Genomic DNA, 17495 nt, shown 5'->3' with positions numbered 1-17495 from the left:
ACGCGAGCTGCTTCATATGGTAAAGGGTTTGTTGACTCTGTTCTGTTATCCATTCGTTAAGTCGAACATCACGTTCGATGAAGGATGAACCTGAAGAACGACGGACACGATTTGCCGATGACCATGTTTCGCACCTATCGCCTTCGCGGTTTGATTTTCGCCCTGGCCGCAGGAGCAGCCCTGGCGACCAATCCGTTAGATGCCAGAGCCGATGCCGGTTTCAAGTCCTGGATCTCCGATTTCTATGCAACGGCCGCCAAGGCTGGCATCAGCCGTTCGACCTATGAGAAGGCTTTCGCCGGCGTCTCTGCACCGGACCGGGCAGTCCTCGAAAAGGCCGCCTATCAGCCCGAATTCAAGTCGCAGATCTGGGATTACCTGGATTCGCGCGTCAATCCCTACACCGTGAAGGTCGGCCAAGAGATGCTGGCGCGCCATGGCCGCACGCTCGCGGCTCTTGAAAACCACTTCGGCGTCGACAAGCACGTTCTCCTGGCCATCTGGTCCATGGAATCGAACTACGGTGCGGTGCTGGAGAAGCGGGATCGCCTGCATCATGTCCCGCAGGCCTTGGCTACCCTCGCCTGGGGCGATCCCAAGCGCGCCAAGTTTGCACGGACCCAGCTCATTGCCGCCCTCAAGATCCTTCAGTCGGGCGAGATCTCCCCGAACCACCTGACTGGTTCCTGGGCAGGCGCCATGGGACACACCCAGTTCATTCCCACAAGCTATCTGCTCTACAAGGTCGATGCCGACGGCAACGGCAGTGCAGACATCTGGAACTCCGTACCGGATGCGCTCGCCACGGCCGCCAACCTCCTGAAGAAGAACGGCTGGCAGACCGGCAAGACCTGGGGTTACGAGGCGGTGCTGCCGCAGGGCGCGGCGAAGTATGACGGACAGACCAAGACGCTGGCACAATGGGCGGCGCTGGGCTTCACGCGCCCCAACGGCAAGCCGTTCCCGCGAGGCGGCGATCGCGCCGAGCTGAAGCTCATGGCGGGTGCGAATGGTCCGGCCTTCCTGATGACCCGCAACTTCTTTGTCATCAAGCGCTACAACGCCGCTGACAGCTATGCCCTCGGCGTCGGCCTTCTTGCAGACCAGATCGCCGGATACGGTGGCGTTCATCAGCGCTGGCCACGGCCGAATGGCACGCTCGACATCGTCGAGAAGTTCGAGCTGCAGACAAAGCTCAAGCAGCTTGGCTACTACGAGGGCGAGATCGACGGCAATTTCGGTTCCGGCTCCAAGGCGGCGATCACCGCAATCCAGCAGCGGCTTGGCATGCAGGCGGACGGTCAGCCGTCGCAGTCCCTGCTCAACGCGTTGCGTTGACAACTCGCGCATTCCGTCCCACATCGCCTGCATGAGCAGGCGGGCGGGAAGCCCCGCGCGGACATGAGGTTTGATGTGGTCGGCGGCAAAGGCATTATCGGCCGTTTCCTGGTGATCTTGGTCACCGTGGCTCTTGTCGTGCCGGCGTCACCGGCGCCGGCAGAGGCACAGGAACGCGTCCAGCGCCGCAATCTGCTCGACATGCTGTTCGGCGGCGGGCGTCGCTATATCGACCCGGAACCGTCCATCATCGACGTGCAGCCGCGGCGCCAGAGGCAACTGAGGCAACAGCAGCCGCGCCCCCGCGGCCGCGCGCCGGCCGCACGGGCAGCCGCGCCACGGCCAGCCGCTCCAGCCGCACCGCCGAAGCCGGAGCCGGTGGCCAAGTTGGAGAATGCACGCCAGATCCTCGTGGTCGGTGACTTCCTCGCCGGAGGATTGGGCGACGAACTCTCCACCGCCTTCGAGGAATCGCCCGGCGTCGTCGTCGCGGAACGGAGCAATGGCTCTTCCGGCTTGGTGCGCCAGGACTACTACAACTGGCCGGAACAGCTTCCCACCTTGATCGACGAGGTGAAGCCCGCACTGGTCGTGGTGATGATCGGTGCCAACGACCGCCAGCAGATGAAAACGGCCGATGCGCGCCTCGACTTCCCGAGCGACGGCTGGTTCAGTGAATATGAACGACGCATCCGCGAACTTGGCACCATCGTCACCAGCCGGAAGATCCCGCTGCTCTGGGTCGGCCTGCCTTCCTTCCAGTCGCCGTCGCTGATGCGCGACGCCGTGAAGCTGAACGGCCTTTACCGGACGGAAGTGGCGAAGCTCGGCGGCGAGTTCGTCGATATCTGGGATGGTTTCGTCGACGAGGAAGGCCGCTTCATCGTCACCGGATCCGATATGAACGGCCAGCAGGCTCGCCTGCGTGGCTCCGACGGGATCAACTTCACCAAGGCCGGCAAGCGCAAGCTTGCATTCTATGTCGAGAAATATGCCCGGCGGCATCTGGGAGAGATGGCAAGCCCGGAACTGGTCAAGCTCGATGCCAGCAACCTGCCGGAACTGCAGGTCCTGCCCCCCTCACTGACCACGGCCGTGCCCGTCCAGCCCATCAGCGTGATGGACCCGGAGCTCGACGGTGGAGCCGAGCTGCTGGGTGCCTCCCCACCGCCGCCGCCGCTCGTGGAAACCCCGCGCGACATGCTGGTGAAGCGTGGCGAACTGCCTCCAGCCCCGAAGGGGCGCATCGACGACTATCAGCGAAGCACCACGCAGTAAGGCTTTCACCGCAAGGGTCGCCTCCCTCATCTGCCATGATGGATGAGGAAGGCGCCGCCTTAATCCAGGATTGCAGGCTTTACCTCGGAAGAACCGAACTGCCCATCAGGGCCTCGTCGATCGCGCGTGCAGCCTGGCGGCCTTCGCGGATCGCCCAGACCACCAGTGACTGGCCACGGCGAACGTCGCCCGCGACCCAGAACTTGTCCACCGACGTCTTGTAGTCGCGGTCATTGGCGACGACGTTCGCGGAGCCGCGCCGGTCAACATTGAGTTCGAGCTTGCCGTCCATTTCCGAGAGCACGCCGTCCTTCAGCGGTCCCGAGAAGCCGATGGCGATGAAGGCAAGGTCGGCCTTGATGATGAAGTCGGTGCCGGCGATCGGCTGGCGGCGCTCGTCCACCTCGCAGCAGCGCACGCCCGTCAGATGCCCGTCTTCTCCGACGAACTCTAGAGTGGCGACCTGGAACTCGCGGACCGCACCTTCGGCCTGTGAGGACGATGTGCGCATCTTCGTGGCCCAGAAGGGCCAGACGGCAAGCTTGTCTTCCTTTTCAGGCGGCTGCGGGCGGATATCGAGCTGTGTGACCTTCACCGCGCCTTGGCGGAATGCAGTCCCGACACAGTCGGATGCGGTATCGCCACCGCCGACAACGACGACGTGCTTGGCGCCCGCCAGGATCGGCTCGGCCGGCCAGCCGACGCTGTCGATGTTTTCACGGCCGACGCGGCGGTTCTGCTGCACGAGATAGGGCATGGCATCGTAGACGCCCTGCAGGTCGACACCAGGGATTCCGGCGGCGCGCGGCGTCTCCGACCCACCGCAGTAGAGCACCGCATCATGCTCCGCGAGCAACTGTTCAACGGGCATATCGACGCCGACATTGACGCCACAGTGGAAGGTGACGCCCTCGCCTTTCATCTGCTCGACGCGACGGTCGATGAAGTTCTTCTCCAGCTTGAAGTCCGGGATGCCGTAGCGCAGCAGGCCACCGGGCTTCGTCTCGCGCTCGTAGACATGCACCTCATGTCCGGCGCGGCCGAGCTGTTGGGCCGCCGCCATGCCGGCGGGACCGGAGCCGATGATGGCGACCTTCTTGCCGGTCTTTTCAGTCGCCGGCTGCGGGCCGACCAGGCCGAGCTCATATGCCTTGTCGGCGATCGCCTGTTCGATTGTCTTGATCGCGACGGGCGCATCCTCGAGGTTCAGCGTGCAGGCTTCCTCGCAGGGCGCCGGGCAGACACGGCCGGTGAACTCCGGAAAGTTGTTGGTGGAATGGAGGTTGCGGATCGCCTCTTCCCACTTGTTGTTGTAGACGAGGTCGTTCCAGTCCGGGATCTGGTTGTGCACCGGACAGCCGGTCGGGCCGTGGCAGTAGGGGATGCCGCAGTCCATGCAGCGTGCCGCCTGCTTGGTGACTTCCGCATCCGACATCGGAATGGTGAATTCCCGGAAATGGCGGATACGGTCCGATGCCGGCTGGTACTTCATGACCTGCCGGTCGATTTCCATGAAACCCGTTACCTTGCCCATGTATCGTCCCTTTTCAAAGTGAGGCGCCTGTCGGCCCCCAGTACCAGTAGGCAAGACCGATGACCGCCCCCAGCACCCAATGTTCTGCTGCGATAGTGCCATTTGCCACGAACACAACCGCCGGCACGGCGGCTGCTACTCCCATGGCAAGCAGCCTATGAATAAGGCGAAGACGGCTCACTCCGCCGCGACACCCATGCGCATACGTTCCATCTCTTCCAGAGCACGGCGGTATTCCACCGGCATGACCTTGCGGAATTTCGGCCGGAACTCGGTCCAGCGGTCGAGGATTTCCTTCGCCCTCTCCGAACCCGTGTAGTGCAGGTGGTTGGAGATCATTTGGTAGAGGCGCTCCTCGTCGTGGCGCGTCATATCCTCGGACACGTCGACCCGGCCCTTGTGCATGATGTCGCCGCCGTGGTGGTGCAGCTTCTCCAGCATGTCGTCCTCTTCCGGCACCGGCTCGAGTTCGACCATCGCCATGTTGCACCGCTTGGCAAAGGTCCCTTCCTCATCGAGCACATAGGCGACGCCCCCCGACATACCGGCCGCGAAGTTGCGGCCGGTCTCGCCGAGCACGACCACGATGCCGCCCGTCATGTATTCGCAGCCGTGGTCGCCCACGCCCTCGACGACGGCGATCGCACCGGAGTTGCGGACCGCGAAGCGCTCACCCGCGACGCCGCGGAAATAGCACTCGCCAGTGATCGCACCATAGAGCACGGTATTGCCGACGATGATCGCCTGCTCCGCCTTCAGCTTCGAGTTCTCGGGCGGACGAACGATGATCCGGCCACCGGACAAGCCCTTGCCGACATAGTCGTTGCCGTCGCCCACCAGGTCAAAGGTGATGCCGCGGGCCAGGAAGGCACCGAAGGACTGGCCGGCCGTGCCGCGCAGCGTCACATGGATCGTGTCGTCCTTCAGCCCCTTGTGGCCCCACCGCTTGGCGAGCGCTCCCGACAGCATGGCGCCGACGGAGCGGTCGACGTTCTTGATCGGCACCTCGAAGACCACCGGCTCCTTGCTTTCGAGCGCCGGCATGGACTTCTCGATCAGCTTGCGATCGAGAATGTCGTCGATCGGGTGCTTCTGCCGCTCGGTCCAGTAGGTCGCTTCCTTCGGCGCCTCGACCTTGTGGAAGATCCTGGTGAAGTCGAGGCCCTTCGACTTCCAGTGCGCGATCATCTCGTCCTTGGACAGAAGCTCGGACATGCCAATGATGTCGTCGAGCCTGGTGAAGCCGAGCGAGGCGAGGATTTCACGCACCTCTTCCGCAACGAAGAAGAAGTAGTTGATGACGTGTTCCGGCGTGCCCTTGAAGCGCTTGCGCAGCACCGGATCCTGGGTCGCAACGCCGACCGGACAGGTGTTGAGGTGGCACTTGCGCATCATGATGCAGCCGGCCGCGATCAGCGGCGCGGTGGCAAAGCCGAACTCGTCGGCGCCCAGCAGCGCACCCACGATCACGTCACGGCCGGTCTTCAACCCGCCATCGACCTGCAGCGCAATACGCGAACGCAATCCGTTCAGCACCAGCGTCTGCTGGGTCTCGGCGAGACCGATCTCCCACGGGCTGCCGGCGTGCTTCAGCGAGGTGAGCGGCGACGCACCCGTGCCGCCGTCGAAGCCCGCGACCGTTATATGGTCGGCGCGTGCCTTGGCGACACCGGCGGCAACCGTACCGACGCCGACCTCGGACACGAGCTTGACCGAGACGTCCGCCTCCGGGTTGACGTTCTTCAAGTCGTAGATGAGCTGTGCTAGGTCCTCGATCGAATAGATGTCGTGGTGCGGCGGCGGCGAGATCAGGCCGACGCCCGGCGTCGAATGCCGGGTCTTGGCGACAGTTGCATCCACCTTGTGACCGGGCAGTTGGCCGCCTTCACCGGGCTTCGCCCCCTGCGCCACCTTGATCTGCAGCATGTCGGCATTGACGAGGTATTCGGTTGTGACGCCGAAGCGACCCGACGCGATCTGCTTGATCGCCGAACGCTCGGGGTTCTGCGACCCGTCCGCCAGCGGCGTGTAACGATCGCTTTCCTCGCCGCCCTCGCCCGTGTTCGACTTGCCGCCGATACGGTTCATGGCGATCGCCAGCGTCGTATGCGCCTCGCGGGAAATCGAGCCGAAGGACATGGCGCCGGTCGAGAAGCGCTTGACGATGTCCACCGCCGGCTCGACTTCGTCGATCGACACTGGCTTGCGACCGATCTCCTCCGCCGACTTGATCTTGAACAGCCCGCGGATGGTGTTCATCCGGCAGGCGGTGTCGTTCACCATCTGCGCAAATTCGCGGTAGCGATCCTGGCTGTTACCGCGCACTGCATGCTGCAACGATGCCACCGCATCCGGCGTCCACGCATGGCTTTCGCCGCGCATGCGATAGGCGTACTCGCCGCCGATATCGAGCGTGCGGGCCAGCACCGGGTCCTTGCCGAAGGCCGCCTGATGGCGCGCCACGGTTTCCTCGGCGATCTCCGTCAGACCGACGCCCTCGATGGTCGTCGCGGTGCCGAAGAAGTACTGGTTAACCAGCTCGGACGACAGGCCGACCGCATCGAATATCTGCGCGCCGCAATAGGACTGGTAGGTCGAGATGCCCATCTTGGACATGACCTTCAGAATCCCCTTGCCGACCGCCTTGATGTAGCGGCTGACGATTTCGCTCGCGTCGACTTCCTTCGGGAATTCGCCGCGGGCATGCATGTCGGTCAGCGTGTCGAAGGCCAGATAGGGGTTGATCGCCTCGGCGCCGAAGCCCGCGAGACAGCAGAAGTGATGGATCTCGCGCGGCTCGCCGGATTCGACGACAAGACCGACCGAAGTCCGGAGCCCCTTGCGGATCAGGTGATGGTGGACGGCAGCGGTCGCAAGCAGCGCGGGGATCGCGATCCGGTCCGGGCCGATCTGGCGGTCGGAGAGCACGATGATGTTGTAGCCGCCGCGGACGGCAGCCTCCGCCCGCTCGCACAACCGGTCGAGCATCTCCGGCATGCCTTCGGCGCCGCGCTCAATGTCATAGGTGAAGTCGAGCGTCTTGGTGTCGAAGTGATCCTCCATGTGACCGATGGAGCGGATCTTTTCGAGGTCGCCATTTGTCAGGATCGGCTGGCGCACTTCCATGCGCTTCGCCTTCGCCATGCCCTCGTGGTCGAGGATGTTCGGCCGCGGCCCGATGAAGGAGACGAGGCTCATCACCAGTTCCTCGCGGATCGGGTCGATCGGCGGATTGGTGACCTGGGCGAAGTTCTGCTTGAAGTAGGTATAGAGCAGCTTCGACTTGGCGGACATCGCCGAGATCGGCGTATCGGTCCCCATTGAGCCGACGGCTTCCTGGCCGGTCGTCGCCATCGGCGACATCAGGATCTTCGTGTCCTCGGACGTGTAACCGAAGGCCTGCTGGCGATCGAGCAGCGACACGTCACGGCGCAGCGCCCGCGGCTCGACAGGTCGCAGGTCCTCCAGGATCAGCTGTGTGCGGTCCAGCCAGTTGCGGTAGGGATGCTTGGTGGCAAGTTCGCTCTTCACTTCCTCGTCGGAAATGATGCGACCCTTCTCCATGTCGATCAGCAGCATCTTGCCCGGCTGTAGCCGCCACTTCTTGATGATGGTCTCTTCCGGCACCGGCAGCACGCCCGCTTCCGAGGCCATGATGACGCGGTCGTCGGAGGTCACGACGTAACGCGCCGGGCGCAGGCCGTTGCGATCGAGCGTCGCGCCGATCTGCTTGCCATCGGTGAAGGCGACCGCAGCTGGCCCGTCCCACGGCTCCATCAGGGCGGCATGATATTCGTAGAAGGCCTTCCGCTCGGGGCTCATCGACTGGTTGCCGGCCCATGCCTCCGGGATCAGCATCATCACGGCGTGCGCCAAGGAATAGCCACCGCGGGCCAGGAACTCGAGCGCGTTGTCGAAGCAGGCGGTGTCCGATTGCCCCTCGTAGGAGATCGGCCACAGCTTGGAGATATCGTCGCCGAAGAGCGGCGAGGAGACCGAAGCCTGGCGGGCCGCCATCCAGTTGACGTTGCCGCGCAGCGTGTTGATCTCGCCGTTATGGGCGACCATGCGGTAGGGATGCGCCAGCTTCCACGAGGGGAAGGTGTTGGTCGAGAACCGCTGGTGGACGAGCGCCACGGCCGATTCGAAACGCGGGTCGGACAGGTCCTTGTAATAAGCGCCCACCTGATAGGCGAGGAACATTCCCTTGTAGACGATGGTCGAGGACGAGAGCGACACGGGATAGAAACCGGTCTCCTGTCCGCCGAACTGGTCGTAGATGCGGTTGGAGATCACCTTGCGGACGAGGAAGAGCTTGCGCTCGAACTCGTGGTTCGTCGCGGCATCGCGGCCCGCGCCGATGAAGACCTGCAGGTGATAGGGCTCGGTCGCGGCGATCTCGGGCGCCTTGGAAAGCGAGGAATTGTCCACCGGCACTTCGCGGAACCCCAAGAACTGCTGCCCCTCCTCGGCGATCACGTCGACAATCACCTTCTTGAAGTGGTCGATCTGCTCGGCATCGCGCGGCAGGAAGAAGTGGCCGACGGCATATTCACCGGCCTTTGGCAGCGTTACGCCCTGCTTCGCCATCTCCTCGCGGAAGAAGCGGTCCGGGATCTGGACGAGAATGCCTGCGCCATCGCCCATCAACGGGTCGGCACCGACAGCACCGCGATGAGTCAGGTTCTCGAGGATGAACAGCCCGTCCTTGACGATCTGGTGCGACTTCTGCCCCTTCATATGGGCAATGAAGCCGACGCCGCAGGCATCGTGCTCGTTGCGCGGGTCGTAAAGGCCCTGCGCGGGCGGAAGACCGGAGGCTGCGACAGACGTGCGTTTCTCGGGCGCTTTCGCAGCTTCGCGAGCAGCGGCGCGCATTTCAACAATCTTCGTCATCGTCATCCTCCTTCGGTCCGGCGGACAAGGTGGTTGTTCTTGCGGAATTCGCTTCAAGCCTCCTCCTCAAAGAGAGGGGAGATCCGAAATTAGGTCAACTGTTCTGACCTAATTCCCGCGTGGTATGACATACTCGCCCCCGCCTCACAAGACCCGCCGGCTCACAAATTGTGTCGTTCGCGACCGAAGCTTTCGCCAGGCAGGCAATCTGCGAAACTTAGTTGTCAGAAGGATGTCGATTTCGTCTCTTGCTTGCCAATTGAGAATTTGGAAATGCGCTCGATTGAGTGGCGGCCGAAAAGCGATAGGTTTCGGTGGCATACGAAAGGGCCGTTCATGTTCTTTGCCTCCGACAACTGGGCCGGCGCTCACCCGGCCATCAACGAGCGCCTGCTGCACGAATCCACCCGCTTTGCCGCCGCCTATGGAACGAGCGACCTCGACCGTGCCGTCGAGGCGCGCTTCAACGAAATCTTCGAGCGTGAGGTCTCGGTCTTCTTCGTCGCCACCGGCACGGCCGCCAATTCGCTGGCCCTTGCAAGCGTCGCCCGCCCCGGCGGCGTCGTCTTCTGCCATTCCGAGGCGCATGTCATCGAGGACGAATGCGGCGCGCCGGATTTCTTCAGCGGCATGCGCATGGTTCCGGTGGAGGGACCGCTCGGCAAGATGAATATGAAGAACCTGGAGGCCAGGATGGCCCGCTACCCCGAGGACGCTGTCCACCACGGCCGAGCCGCGGCGATCACCATGACCCAGGCGACGGAAGTTGGCAGCGTCTACACGCTGGACGAGATTGCGGCGATTGCGCAGACGGCCCGGGCGCACGGACTGCCGCTGCACATGGACGGCGCCCGCTTCGCCAATGCGCTCGTTGCGCTCGACACCACTCCGGCTGAGATGACGTGGAAGCGCGGTGTCGACATCCTCTCCTTCGGAGGCACGAAGAACGGCTGCTGGTGTGCGGAAGCCATCGTCTTCTTCAATCCAGAAATGGCCAAGGAACTGCCCTTCATTCGCAAACGGACGGCACAGCTCTTCTCCAAGTCGCGCTTCATCGCGGCACAATTCGAAGCTTATCTTAAGGATGGGCTGTGGCTGGAGCTTGCCACCCACGCCAATGCCATGGCCGACCGCCTTCGCGACGGTATCTCCGGCTCCAACAGCGCCCGCCTCGCTTGGCCCACCCAATCCAACGAGGTCTTCGCGATCGTGCCGATTGACACGATGAAGAAGGCTCATGAGAAAGGTGCCAAGTTCTACGACTGGCTCGAGCCGCGCGACATGTCTGAACCGGCGGGCGAAGGCGAGATGCTGATCCGCCTCGTTACGAGCTTCGCAAGCACGGCCGACGACGTCGACGCCTTTTTGGCGGCTATAGGCTGACCTAAACGAATACGGCCCCTCCGCAAGGAGGAGCCGTCCAAGCCTTGGGAGAGGCAGAGGCCTTAGTTGACCTGCTGCGGCGCCACCTGCGCTTCGATCGTCTTTGGCGCCTCGCCTGCCTCGGCGGCGATGGCGATGCGGCGCGGCTTCATCGCTTCCGGGATGTTCCGGAGAAGGTCGATATGAAGCAGGCCGTTCTTCAACGAGGCAGACTGGACCTCGACGTGATCGGCGAGTTGGAAGCGGCGCTCGAAGGCGCGCTTGGCGATGCCGCGATAGAGGTATTCGCTCTGTTCGGCCTTGTCTTCCTCGGTCTTTTCACCCTTCACCGTCAGCACATGCGCATGCGCTTCGATCGAGAGTTCCTTCTCGTCGAAACCGGCAACGGCCATGGTGATGCGATAGGTGTTCTCGCCGGTACGCTCGATGTTGTAGGGCGGATAGGTCTGCGCCTGCTCCGGCTGGCCGCGGGTGTCCAGCAGGTTGAAGAGGCGGTCAAAACCGACGGTAGACCGATAGAGGGGGGAGAAATCGACGTGACGCATTATTGTCCTCCTGGGAAGCGACGTGTTGCGATTTTTTGTTCTCCTGCCTCGTCCCGGAATGGCGATGAGGCAGGGGTTTAACGGGCCCTTCCGGCGCCCGCAAAATGAAGATGGGAATTCCGCCGCGACGCTTCAAGAGCCCTGCGCAACCACCTCCTCACCGCATGAACTTCCCATGAACACGAGGTTTCACGCGGGTTCATGATGGGGCGCGTAAACCTCCTTCCATCGGCGGACATAAGCACCGTCGACGACTGAAGCACGTCCCTTCTCTTCAGTCTACTGGCCGGGTCGATGCTTGTCCTCAGGTGTCGATCCGGCTTTTTTCCTTGACCTTGCAGCATGAGCACCTATCGCTGTGGGATCGCCAACGCTCCCGTGGGACCATGCCCGACATACTTTATCCGACGCCCGAAAACCCCGCGCCCGAGAACTACACCGCCGGTCATTTCACCGGCTACAGGGGCGCGAAGCTGCGCTATGCGATCTTCCGGTCGCAGATCTCGCCGGCGCGCGGAACCGTGGTCCTCATGCAGGGGCGCAATGACTTCATAGAGAAGTATTTCGAGACGATCTGCGACCTCAATGCGATGGGGCTGTGGGTGGCGACCTTCGATCTGCGCGGCCAGGGCGGCTCGGACCGGCTGCTGAAGGATCCCCGCAAGGGTCACGTACGCCGCATGTCCGACTACGAGCGAGACCTGGAGATATTCCTGGAGCAGATCGTGCTGCCGGATACGCGCCTGCCCTTCTTTCTCGTCGCCCACTCGACGGGTGCACTGATCGCGCTTTCCGCGGCACCCAGGCTGTCGAACCGCATCAGCCGCATGGCCCTGTCGGCGCCCTATGTCGGGCTGCGTCACGATACCTGGCCGGTCGCCGTAATCCGCCAGGTCGCCGCGCTTGCGTGCTGGACCGGGCTTGGTCGGCTATCGGCCGAGCAGGAACGCATCGACAGACCCTTCCCCGGTAATCCGCTGACCTCGGACACCGCCCGCTTCGCCCGGAACGCAGCCGTTATCGCGGCTCACCCGGAACTGACGGTCGGGCCACCCACCTATCGCTGGCTGCATGAGACGCTGAAAGGCGTTGACCGGGTCAGGCGTCAGGAGCACCTGACCCGCATAACCATCCCGACCCTCATCCTCGCGCCTGTGCTCGACGGCATAATCCCCTATGCCGAGCAGGAAGAACTCTCCCGCAACTTCCGGGCCGGCCAGTTGGTGACCATCAACGGCGCGCGGCACGAACTCTTGCAGGAGCGCGACATCTATCGCGCCCAGGCGCTGGCTGCGATCGAAGCCTTCATGCCGGGCCTGGATGGCGGACTTGACCTGTCCGAGACCGCAGCCTGACCCGTCAGGCGCCGTTGAGAATGCTCATCGCCTGTTCATGCAGCGCACGGCTTCCAGCGGCGATAATATTGCCACCCATTTCCGGACGACCGCCATCCCAGGTGGTGATTATCCCGCCTGCATGTTCGATCAGCGGTATGAGCGCGCCCACGTCGTAGGGCTTGAGCGAATTCTCGATCACCAGGTCCACATGACCCGACGCGAGAAGCGCATATGCGTAGCAGTCTGTGCCGTAGCGGAACAGGCGCACATGCCGCTCCACCGCATGATAGCGCTCGGCATCCTCGCCCGTGAATATGTGTGGAGAGGTCGTGAACAGGATGGCGTCCGACAACCGCTCGCAGTCGCGCGTCCTAATCTGCCGCTCACCGTCCGGCCCGCTATACCAGGAGCGTTTCCCATCGGCGAAGTATCGTTCGCCGGTGAAGGGCTGGTCCATCAGCCCCATCACCGAACGCCCACCGCTCTGGAAACCGATCAGTGTGCCCCAGACCGGCACGCCGGAGATGAAGGCACGCGTGCCGTCGATCGGATCGATCACCCAGATGTGCTCCCGATCCAGACCGATGTTCTCGTGCTCTTCCCCCAGTATGCCGTGTTCGGGGAAGCGATCCTCGATGAGCCCCCGGATCGCAGCCTCTGCGGCCTGGTCACCTTCCGTGACCGGATCAAATCCACCCTCGAGCTTGTTGGTCACGTAGCCGCCGGTCCGGAACCGTGGCAGCGTCTCCGCCTTGGCGGCGTCGGCAAGCGCATAGAAGAAGGCACGGTCGGGAAGCATGGAAACCTCGTGGCGGCAGGGTCTGAAAGCTGCTTGTAACCGCAAGAGCGCAGGAAGCAATGTGGGAAGCGTGCAACAGCGCCTGATCAAAATGTGGACAACGTCAGGATCTGCTTGACAATTGTGCACTGCAATAATAGTGTCATATTACAGTCTCTGACTGTAATGCCCTCCTTGGGTGTTTCCTCCCTAGACTAGCCGCGCTTCGGCGCGGTTTTTTTTTGCCTATCAGTTCCGGCAAGCTTATTCGGCCGCGAGAGCCGTGGTGCCGGCAAGCTCGTCGGCGACTTCCGCCAACTGCCGCATGAAGGTGAAGAGATTTCCGGCGACCGCCTCGAAGTCCCGCCTCTTCTCGAGCGTCACTTCATCCACGTAGAGCGCCCGGTTTATCTCGATCTGCAGCGCATGCAGCCCGCGTGTCGGTCGACCGTAATGTTCGGTGATAAAGCCGCCGGCATAGGGCTTGTTGCGCACCGCCGTGAAACCGAGTTCGCTCAGGATGCAGATTGCCGCCCGCGACAGATCCGCCGATGCGCTGGTGCCATAGCGGTCGCCGATGATGAAGTCGGGCCTGACATCGGAACCGGAAAGGCGAATATTGCCGGGCATCGAGTGGCAATCGATCAGGATGCTCGTGCCGAACCGCGCATGGGTACGGGCGATCAGCCGGCGGAGCGCCGTGTGATACGGCTTGTAGATCCTCTCGATCCGCGCCAGTCCCTCCTCGACGCTGAGGCGACGGCGATAGATTTCCATGTTCTCGGCAACGATTCGCGGAATAGTCCCTAGCCCGCCCGCCACCCGGAGCGAGCTGATATTGGCGAACGAGGGAAGCGGTCCGTCGAACATCTTCGGGTCGAGCTCGTAGGGCTCGCGGTTCACGTCGAGATATGCGCGCGGAAAATTGGCAGCGAGGAGAGGTGCGCCGAGTTCAGGCGCGGGTGCAAACAACTCATCGACATAGTGATCGGCGGAGCGGCGGATGGCGACCGAATCAAGCCTCGAATCGGCGAGGAAAGTTGTCGGATAGCAGCGCCCGCTATGGGGGGAATTATAGACGAAGGGAATGGTCTGGCAGGTGGGCTCTCTGATCTCGAACTGCTCGAATTCGCCTGTCGCCCGGTCCATCTAGCCTTTACCATGTCATGAACTTCCAGAACGGGCATGTTGCCAGTTGCCCCCGCCGAAGTCCATACTATCTATGTCCTGCCAGGATCCGCGCCTGCCGCCGTTAAATGGGTTTTTACCAGCTATTGGCTAGGCTGACGCTCCGAAAATTCGAAAATATGGAACACGGCCCCCGAACGATGCAAAAAATCCTTCTCGCCGAAGACGACAACGACATGCGGCGCTTCCTCGTAAAGGCGCTCGAGAAGGCTGGCTACAACGTCGCTTCCTTCGACAATGGCGCGAGCGCCTATGACCGGTTGCGTGAGGAACCGTTCTCGCTCCTTCTCACCGACATCGTCATGCCGGAGATGGACGGGATCGAACTCGCCCGTCGCGCCACCGAGCTCGACCCCGACCTCAAGGTGATGTTCATCACCGGCTTCGCCGCCGTCGCCCTGAACGCCGATTCGAAGGCACCGAAGGATGCGAAAGTCCTTTCCAAGCCGTTCCATCTGCGCGATCTGGTGGACGAAGTGAACAAGATGCTCGCCGCCGCGTGACGGCATTTTCGGGATGATGCGAAGCCGGTGAAAAAGCTTCGCATTCCGCATCAAAACCAGTTGACGGCCCGGCCACCTTATGGTCTATGCGCCGACATCGGATGGGCGTGTAGCTCAGCGGGAGAGCACTACGTTGACATCGTAGGGGTCACAGGTTCAATCCCTGTCACGCCCACCATCCAATCCCTCACCTTGGTAGATACTTGCGGACGCGAGCATGGCTCGCGCTGGTCGCCGCGACCGCTTCTGGCCCATCTACTGGATTGACCCGCCGCTGCTTACAAGACCGCGGAACATTCGTTTCTCGCCTGCGTTTTCCGGCTTCAAGCGAAAGGGACACGCCATGCTGAAATGGGCACTGATCTTCCTCGTCATCTCGATTGTTGCAGGCTTCCTGGGCTTCTCGGGAGTATCGGCGGCGACCGCGTCGATTGCCAAGGTACTGTTCTTCCTTGCACTGCTTGTGTTCGTGATCTTCCTGGTCCTCGCCATTATCGGCGGCAGCCTGGTCTTCTGATTCGATCGGATACTCGGTAGGCGACGATCAGTTCCGTTCGCCCTGCCATGGATCGTTTCGCTCCAGCAGCTCGATCTGGATCTGCTGGAGCTCGGTCAGCCGTTCCCACTGCTTCGCCATCTGGTGGTCGATCTTCTCGTGCAACTGGCGGATTTCCAGTTCGGCCCGCAGGTTGACCATGTAGTCGCTCTCGGCCCGCTGCCTGTCCTTCGCCTCCTGCCGCTTCTGGCTCATCATGATGATTGGCGCCTGCAATGCGGCTACGCAGGACAGCACGAGGTTGAGCAGGATGAACGGATAGGGATCGAACGGCTCGGCAAACAGGCCCGAGATGTTGACACTCATCCAGAGGAGAAGAACGGCGCAGAAAAGGAGAATGAAGCTCCAGGAGCCGCCGAAGGATGCCACCGCATCGGCGGCCCTTTCCCCGAAGCTGCGCGGCGGTTCCAGCACCAGGTCGGCACTCGACTGCACCGTTGAGCCGCCCGTCACGAAGCTGTCGAGTACCCGCCTGTCCAGCTCCGACAGTTCCCCTCGTTCATCGTTCAGGAGCTTCTCGACATAAAGCCGCCGGTAGCGGGAAAGATCGCGCTCGCAGATCAGCGATTGGTCGTCAATGTCACCGACCTGCTCCGCGATCATCGCCTGCAGGGCCGGCCTCAGCTCGTGAATTTCATGCATCTGCCGAAGGGGCAGGTTGCGACCGCACACGGCGCAATGCGCCGTCTTCGCGTCCATCTTCTCTTGTTCGTCCAACACTGTCGTCATCTTGTCCTGTCGCCGGCAGCCGCTAAAGATATAGACTGACAGTCTGCGCATCGGCACGTGAATTCAAGGACGGACATGACTCAGAAGATCATCCCCGTGATCATGGCGGGCGGCAAGGGAACGCGCCTGTGGCCGCTGTCGCGCGCAAGTGCTCCGAAGCAGTTCATCCAGTTCGTGGGTAACCGGACGCTCTACCAGGCGACCTTGGCACGCCTTGCCGACCCCACGCTCTACGAGGCGCCGATCGTCGTTACGAACGAGGATTTCCGCTTCCTCGTTGCGGAGCAGGCCCGAGAACTCGACGTCGAACTGGCGGGCACGCTGCTGGAGCCGGTCGCCCGCAACACGGCCGCCGCAATCGCCGCCGCTGCCGCCCTGATCCTTGATCGCCATGGTCCTGATGCCGTCATGCAGGTTCTCGCATCGGACCATGAGATAATTGCTGATCAGCGCTATTTCGACGCCATCCGGTCTGCACGGGACGCTGCGATTGCCGGCAGGCTCGTGACCTTCGGCATCACCCCGACCGAACCCGCCACCGGCTATGGCTATATCGAAGCCGGCGAATCCCTCGGAGGCGGCGCCCATGCCGTCAGACGCTTCGTCGAAAAGCCGCCGCTAAAGGAAGCGGAGCACATGCTGGCGGATGGCGGCTTCTACTGGAACTCCGGCATCTTCATGTTCACGGCCGGCAAGTTGATGGAGGAAATGGAGGCTCACGCGCCGGAGGTGGCCGAAGCGGCTCGCGAAGCCGTCGCGAACGCGGTCACGGACCTCGATTTCATCCGTCTCGATGCTGCAGCCTTCATCAGGAGCCCGGACATCTCCATCGACTACGCCGTCATGGAGAAGACCTCGAACGCCGCTGTCGTCCCCTCGTCCTTCACCTGGTCCGATCTCGGCAGCTGGGATGCAGTATGGAAACTTGGCACGCGCGACGAGGCCGGCAACATGGTTTCCGGCAACGCGACGCTGATGGATACGCGAGACTCCCTCGTCATGTCCCGCACCAGCCACCTTGCGGTGCAGGGACTGGAAAACGTCGTCGTCATTGCCAGCGAGGATGCGGTCTATGTCGGGCGGCTGGAGGAGAGCCAGAATGTCGGCCGCATGGTCAAGAAGCTCGCTGCCGACAAGGCGACGTCGCCACTCACCGAGACCCACCCTACCTCCTACCGCCCCTGGGGCGGCTATACCTCCATTCTCAACGGCGACCGCTTCCAGGTGAAGCGCCTGTTCGTCTCGCCGGGCAAGAAGCTGTCTCTGCAGAAGCATCACCACCGTTCCGAGCACTGGATCTGTGTAAAGGGCACGGCGGAGGTCACGATTGGCGACGAGGTGAAGACAGTGCGGGAGAACGAAAGCGTCTACATCCCGCAGGGCGAGGTCCATCGCCTCGCCAACCCGGGCAAGATCCTGCTCGAGATGAT

At 62.5% G+C, this 17495-nt stretch carries 14 protein-coding genes and 1 tRNA gene; 8 read left to right on the top strand and 7 right to left on the bottom strand.

Annotation, left to right across the window (positions count from 1 at the left end):
• The first annotated feature begins 123 nt into the window (after positions 1–123).
• Together ACEPP2_RS14110 and ACEPP2_RS14105 are read left to right on the top strand one after the other, a co-directional pair.
• On the top strand, positions 124–1338 hold the full coding sequence (locus tag ACEPP2_RS14110; RefSeq protein WP_395517078.1) for a lytic murein transglycosylase: 1215 nt from the start codon (positions 124–126) through the stop codon (positions 1336–1338).
• A gap of 63 nt (positions 1339–1401) precedes the next feature.
• On the top strand, positions 1402–2616 hold the full coding sequence (locus ACEPP2_RS14105) for an SGNH/GDSL hydrolase family protein (RefSeq protein WP_077549680.1): 1215 nt from the start codon (positions 1402–1404) through the stop codon (positions 2614–2616).
• 79 nt (positions 2617–2695) lie between these two features.
• On the opposite strand, the gene ACEPP2_RS14100 is transcribed toward ACEPP2_RS14105, so the two are convergent.
• The 3 genes from ACEPP2_RS14100 to gltB are packed head-to-tail and all read right to left on the bottom strand — an operon-like array spanning position 2696 to position 9028.
• Positions 2696–4150, bottom strand: a complete 1455-nt coding sequence (locus tag ACEPP2_RS14100; RefSeq protein ID WP_395516965.1) for a glutamate synthase subunit beta — start codon at positions 4148–4150, stop codon at positions 2696–2698.
• A 13-nt stretch (positions 4151–4163) separates the two neighbouring features.
• Positions 4164–4331: a hypothetical protein gene (locus tag ACEPP2_RS14095; RefSeq protein WP_172972337.1), complete on the bottom strand. Its 168-nt coding sequence runs from the start codon at positions 4329–4331 to the stop codon at positions 4164–4166.
• Positions 4328–9028: a glutamate synthase large subunit gene (gene gltB / locus ACEPP2_RS14090; protein ID WP_395517077.1), complete on the bottom strand. Its 4701-nt coding sequence runs from the start codon at positions 9026–9028 to the stop codon at positions 4328–4330. Before gltB ends, ACEPP2_RS14095 begins: the two co-directional genes overlap by 4 nt.
• A 354-nt stretch (positions 9029–9382) precedes the next feature.
• Here gltB and ACEPP2_RS14085 point away from each other — a divergent pair, with 354 nt between their 5' ends.
• On the top strand, positions 9383–10429 hold the full coding sequence (locus tag ACEPP2_RS14085; RefSeq protein ID WP_395516964.1) for a threonine aldolase family protein: 1047 nt from the start codon (positions 9383–9385) through the stop codon (positions 10427–10429).
• Between the two features lie 62 nt (positions 10430–10491).
• Here ACEPP2_RS14085 and ACEPP2_RS14080 read toward each other — a convergent pair whose 3' ends face one another.
• On the bottom strand, positions 10492–10974 hold the full coding sequence (locus ACEPP2_RS14080; protein WP_052639338.1) for an Hsp20 family protein: 483 nt from the start codon (positions 10972–10974) through the stop codon (positions 10492–10494).
• A gap of 386 nt (positions 10975–11360) precedes the next feature.
• On the opposite strand from ACEPP2_RS14080, the gene ACEPP2_RS14075 reads away from it, so the two are divergent.
• Positions 11361–12329, top strand: a complete 969-nt coding sequence (locus tag ACEPP2_RS14075) for an alpha/beta fold hydrolase (RefSeq protein ID WP_281976525.1) — start codon at positions 11361–11363, stop codon at positions 12327–12329.
• A 4-nt stretch (positions 12330–12333) separates the two neighbouring features.
• On the opposite strand, the gene hisN is transcribed toward ACEPP2_RS14075, so the two are convergent.
• A complete protein-coding gene (gene hisN, locus ACEPP2_RS14070; RefSeq protein WP_395516963.1) occupies positions 12334–13110 on the bottom strand; it encodes a histidinol-phosphatase in 777 nt (258 codons plus the stop codon).
• Positions 13111–13353: 243 nt separating this feature from the next.
• Positions 13354–14238, bottom strand: coding sequence for an N-formylglutamate amidohydrolase (locus ACEPP2_RS14065; RefSeq protein ID WP_395516962.1), 885 nt, complete (start codon positions 14236–14238; stop codon positions 13354–13356).
• Positions 14239–14417: 179 nt separating this feature from the next.
• On the opposite strand from ACEPP2_RS14065, the gene cpdR1 reads away from it, so the two are divergent.
• The 3 genes from cpdR1 (at position 14418) to ACEPP2_RS14050 (ending at position 15297) form a co-directional block, all read left to right on the top strand.
• Complete coding sequence (gene cpdR1 / locus ACEPP2_RS14060; protein ID WP_052642173.1) at positions 14418–14780, top strand: response regulator CpdR1; 363 nt, start codon at positions 14418–14420, stop codon at positions 14778–14780.
• Positions 14781–14883: 103 nt separating this feature from the next.
• Positions 14884–14958 (top strand) — tRNA-Val (locus ACEPP2_RS14055).
• Positions 14959–15123: 165 nt separating this feature from the next.
• Positions 15124–15297, top strand: coding sequence for a DUF1328 domain-containing protein (locus tag ACEPP2_RS14050; protein ID WP_065814535.1), 174 nt, complete (start codon positions 15124–15126; stop codon positions 15295–15297).
• A 27-nt stretch (positions 15298–15324) separates the two neighbouring features.
• On the opposite strand, the gene ACEPP2_RS14045 is transcribed toward ACEPP2_RS14050, so the two are convergent.
• Positions 15325–16065: a DUF1003 domain-containing protein gene (locus ACEPP2_RS14045; RefSeq protein ID WP_244665695.1), complete on the bottom strand. Its 741-nt coding sequence runs from the start codon at positions 16063–16065 to the stop codon at positions 15325–15327.
• Positions 16066–16140: 75 nt separating this feature from the next.
• Here ACEPP2_RS14045 and ACEPP2_RS14040 point away from each other — a divergent pair.
• On the top strand, positions 16141–17495 hold a 1355-nt coding region (locus tag ACEPP2_RS14040), incomplete at its 3' end, for a mannose-1-phosphate guanylyltransferase/mannose-6-phosphate isomerase (protein WP_395516961.1).

This window comes from Pseudorhizobium flavum (assembly GCF_044142885.1).
In the GTDB taxonomy this organism is placed as follows: Bacteria; Pseudomonadota; Alphaproteobacteria; order Rhizobiales; family Rhizobiaceae; genus Neorhizobium; species Neorhizobium flavum.
The sequence above is the reverse complement of the archived record's forward strand: the minus strand, read 5'-3'. Positions and strand labels throughout refer to the sequence as shown.

What these genes read in the sequence shown, in the direction of transcription:
- ACEPP2_RS14085 (WP_395516964.1), top strand. Translation starts at nt 9,383, where the DNA reads ATGTTCTTTGCCTCCGACAACTGGGCCGGCGCTCACCCGGCCATCAAC.
- ACEPP2_RS14080 (WP_052639338.1), bottom strand. Translation starts at nt 10,974, where the DNA reads ATGCGTCACGTCGATTTCTCCCCCCTCTATCGGTCTACCGTCGGTTTT.
- ACEPP2_RS14100 (WP_395516965.1), bottom strand. Translation starts at nt 4,150, where the DNA reads ATGGGCAAGGTAACGGGTTTCATGGAAATCGACCGGCAGGTCATGAAG.
- hisN (WP_395516963.1), bottom strand. Translation starts at nt 13,110, where the DNA reads ATGCTTCCCGACCGTGCCTTCTTCTATGCGCTTGCCGACGCCGCCAAG.
- ACEPP2_RS14050 (WP_065814535.1), top strand. Translation starts at nt 15,124, where the DNA reads ATGCTGAAATGGGCACTGATCTTCCTCGTCATCTCGATTGTTGCAGGC.
- gltB (WP_395517077.1), bottom strand. Translation starts at nt 9,028, where the DNA reads ATGCGCGCCGCTGCTCGCGAAGCTGCGAAAGCGCCCGAGAAACGCACG.
- cpdR1 (WP_052642173.1), top strand. Translation starts at nt 14,418, where the DNA reads ATGCAAAAAATCCTTCTCGCCGAAGACGACAACGACATGCGGCGCTTC.
- ACEPP2_RS14075 (WP_281976525.1), top strand. Translation starts at nt 11,361, where the DNA reads ATGCCCGACATACTTTATCCGACGCCCGAAAACCCCGCGCCCGAGAAC.
- ACEPP2_RS14065 (WP_395516962.1), bottom strand. Translation starts at nt 14,238, where the DNA reads ATGGACCGGGCGACAGGCGAATTCGAGCAGTTCGAGATCAGAGAGCCC.
- ACEPP2_RS14045 (WP_244665695.1), bottom strand. Translation starts at nt 16,065, where the DNA reads ATGACGACAGTGTTGGACGAACAAGAGAAGATGGACGCGAAGACGGCG.
- ACEPP2_RS14110 (WP_395517078.1), top strand. Translation starts at nt 124, where the DNA reads ATGTTTCGCACCTATCGCCTTCGCGGTTTGATTTTCGCCCTGGCCGCA.
- ACEPP2_RS14105 (WP_077549680.1), top strand. Translation starts at nt 1,402, where the DNA reads ATGAGGTTTGATGTGGTCGGCGGCAAAGGCATTATCGGCCGTTTCCTG.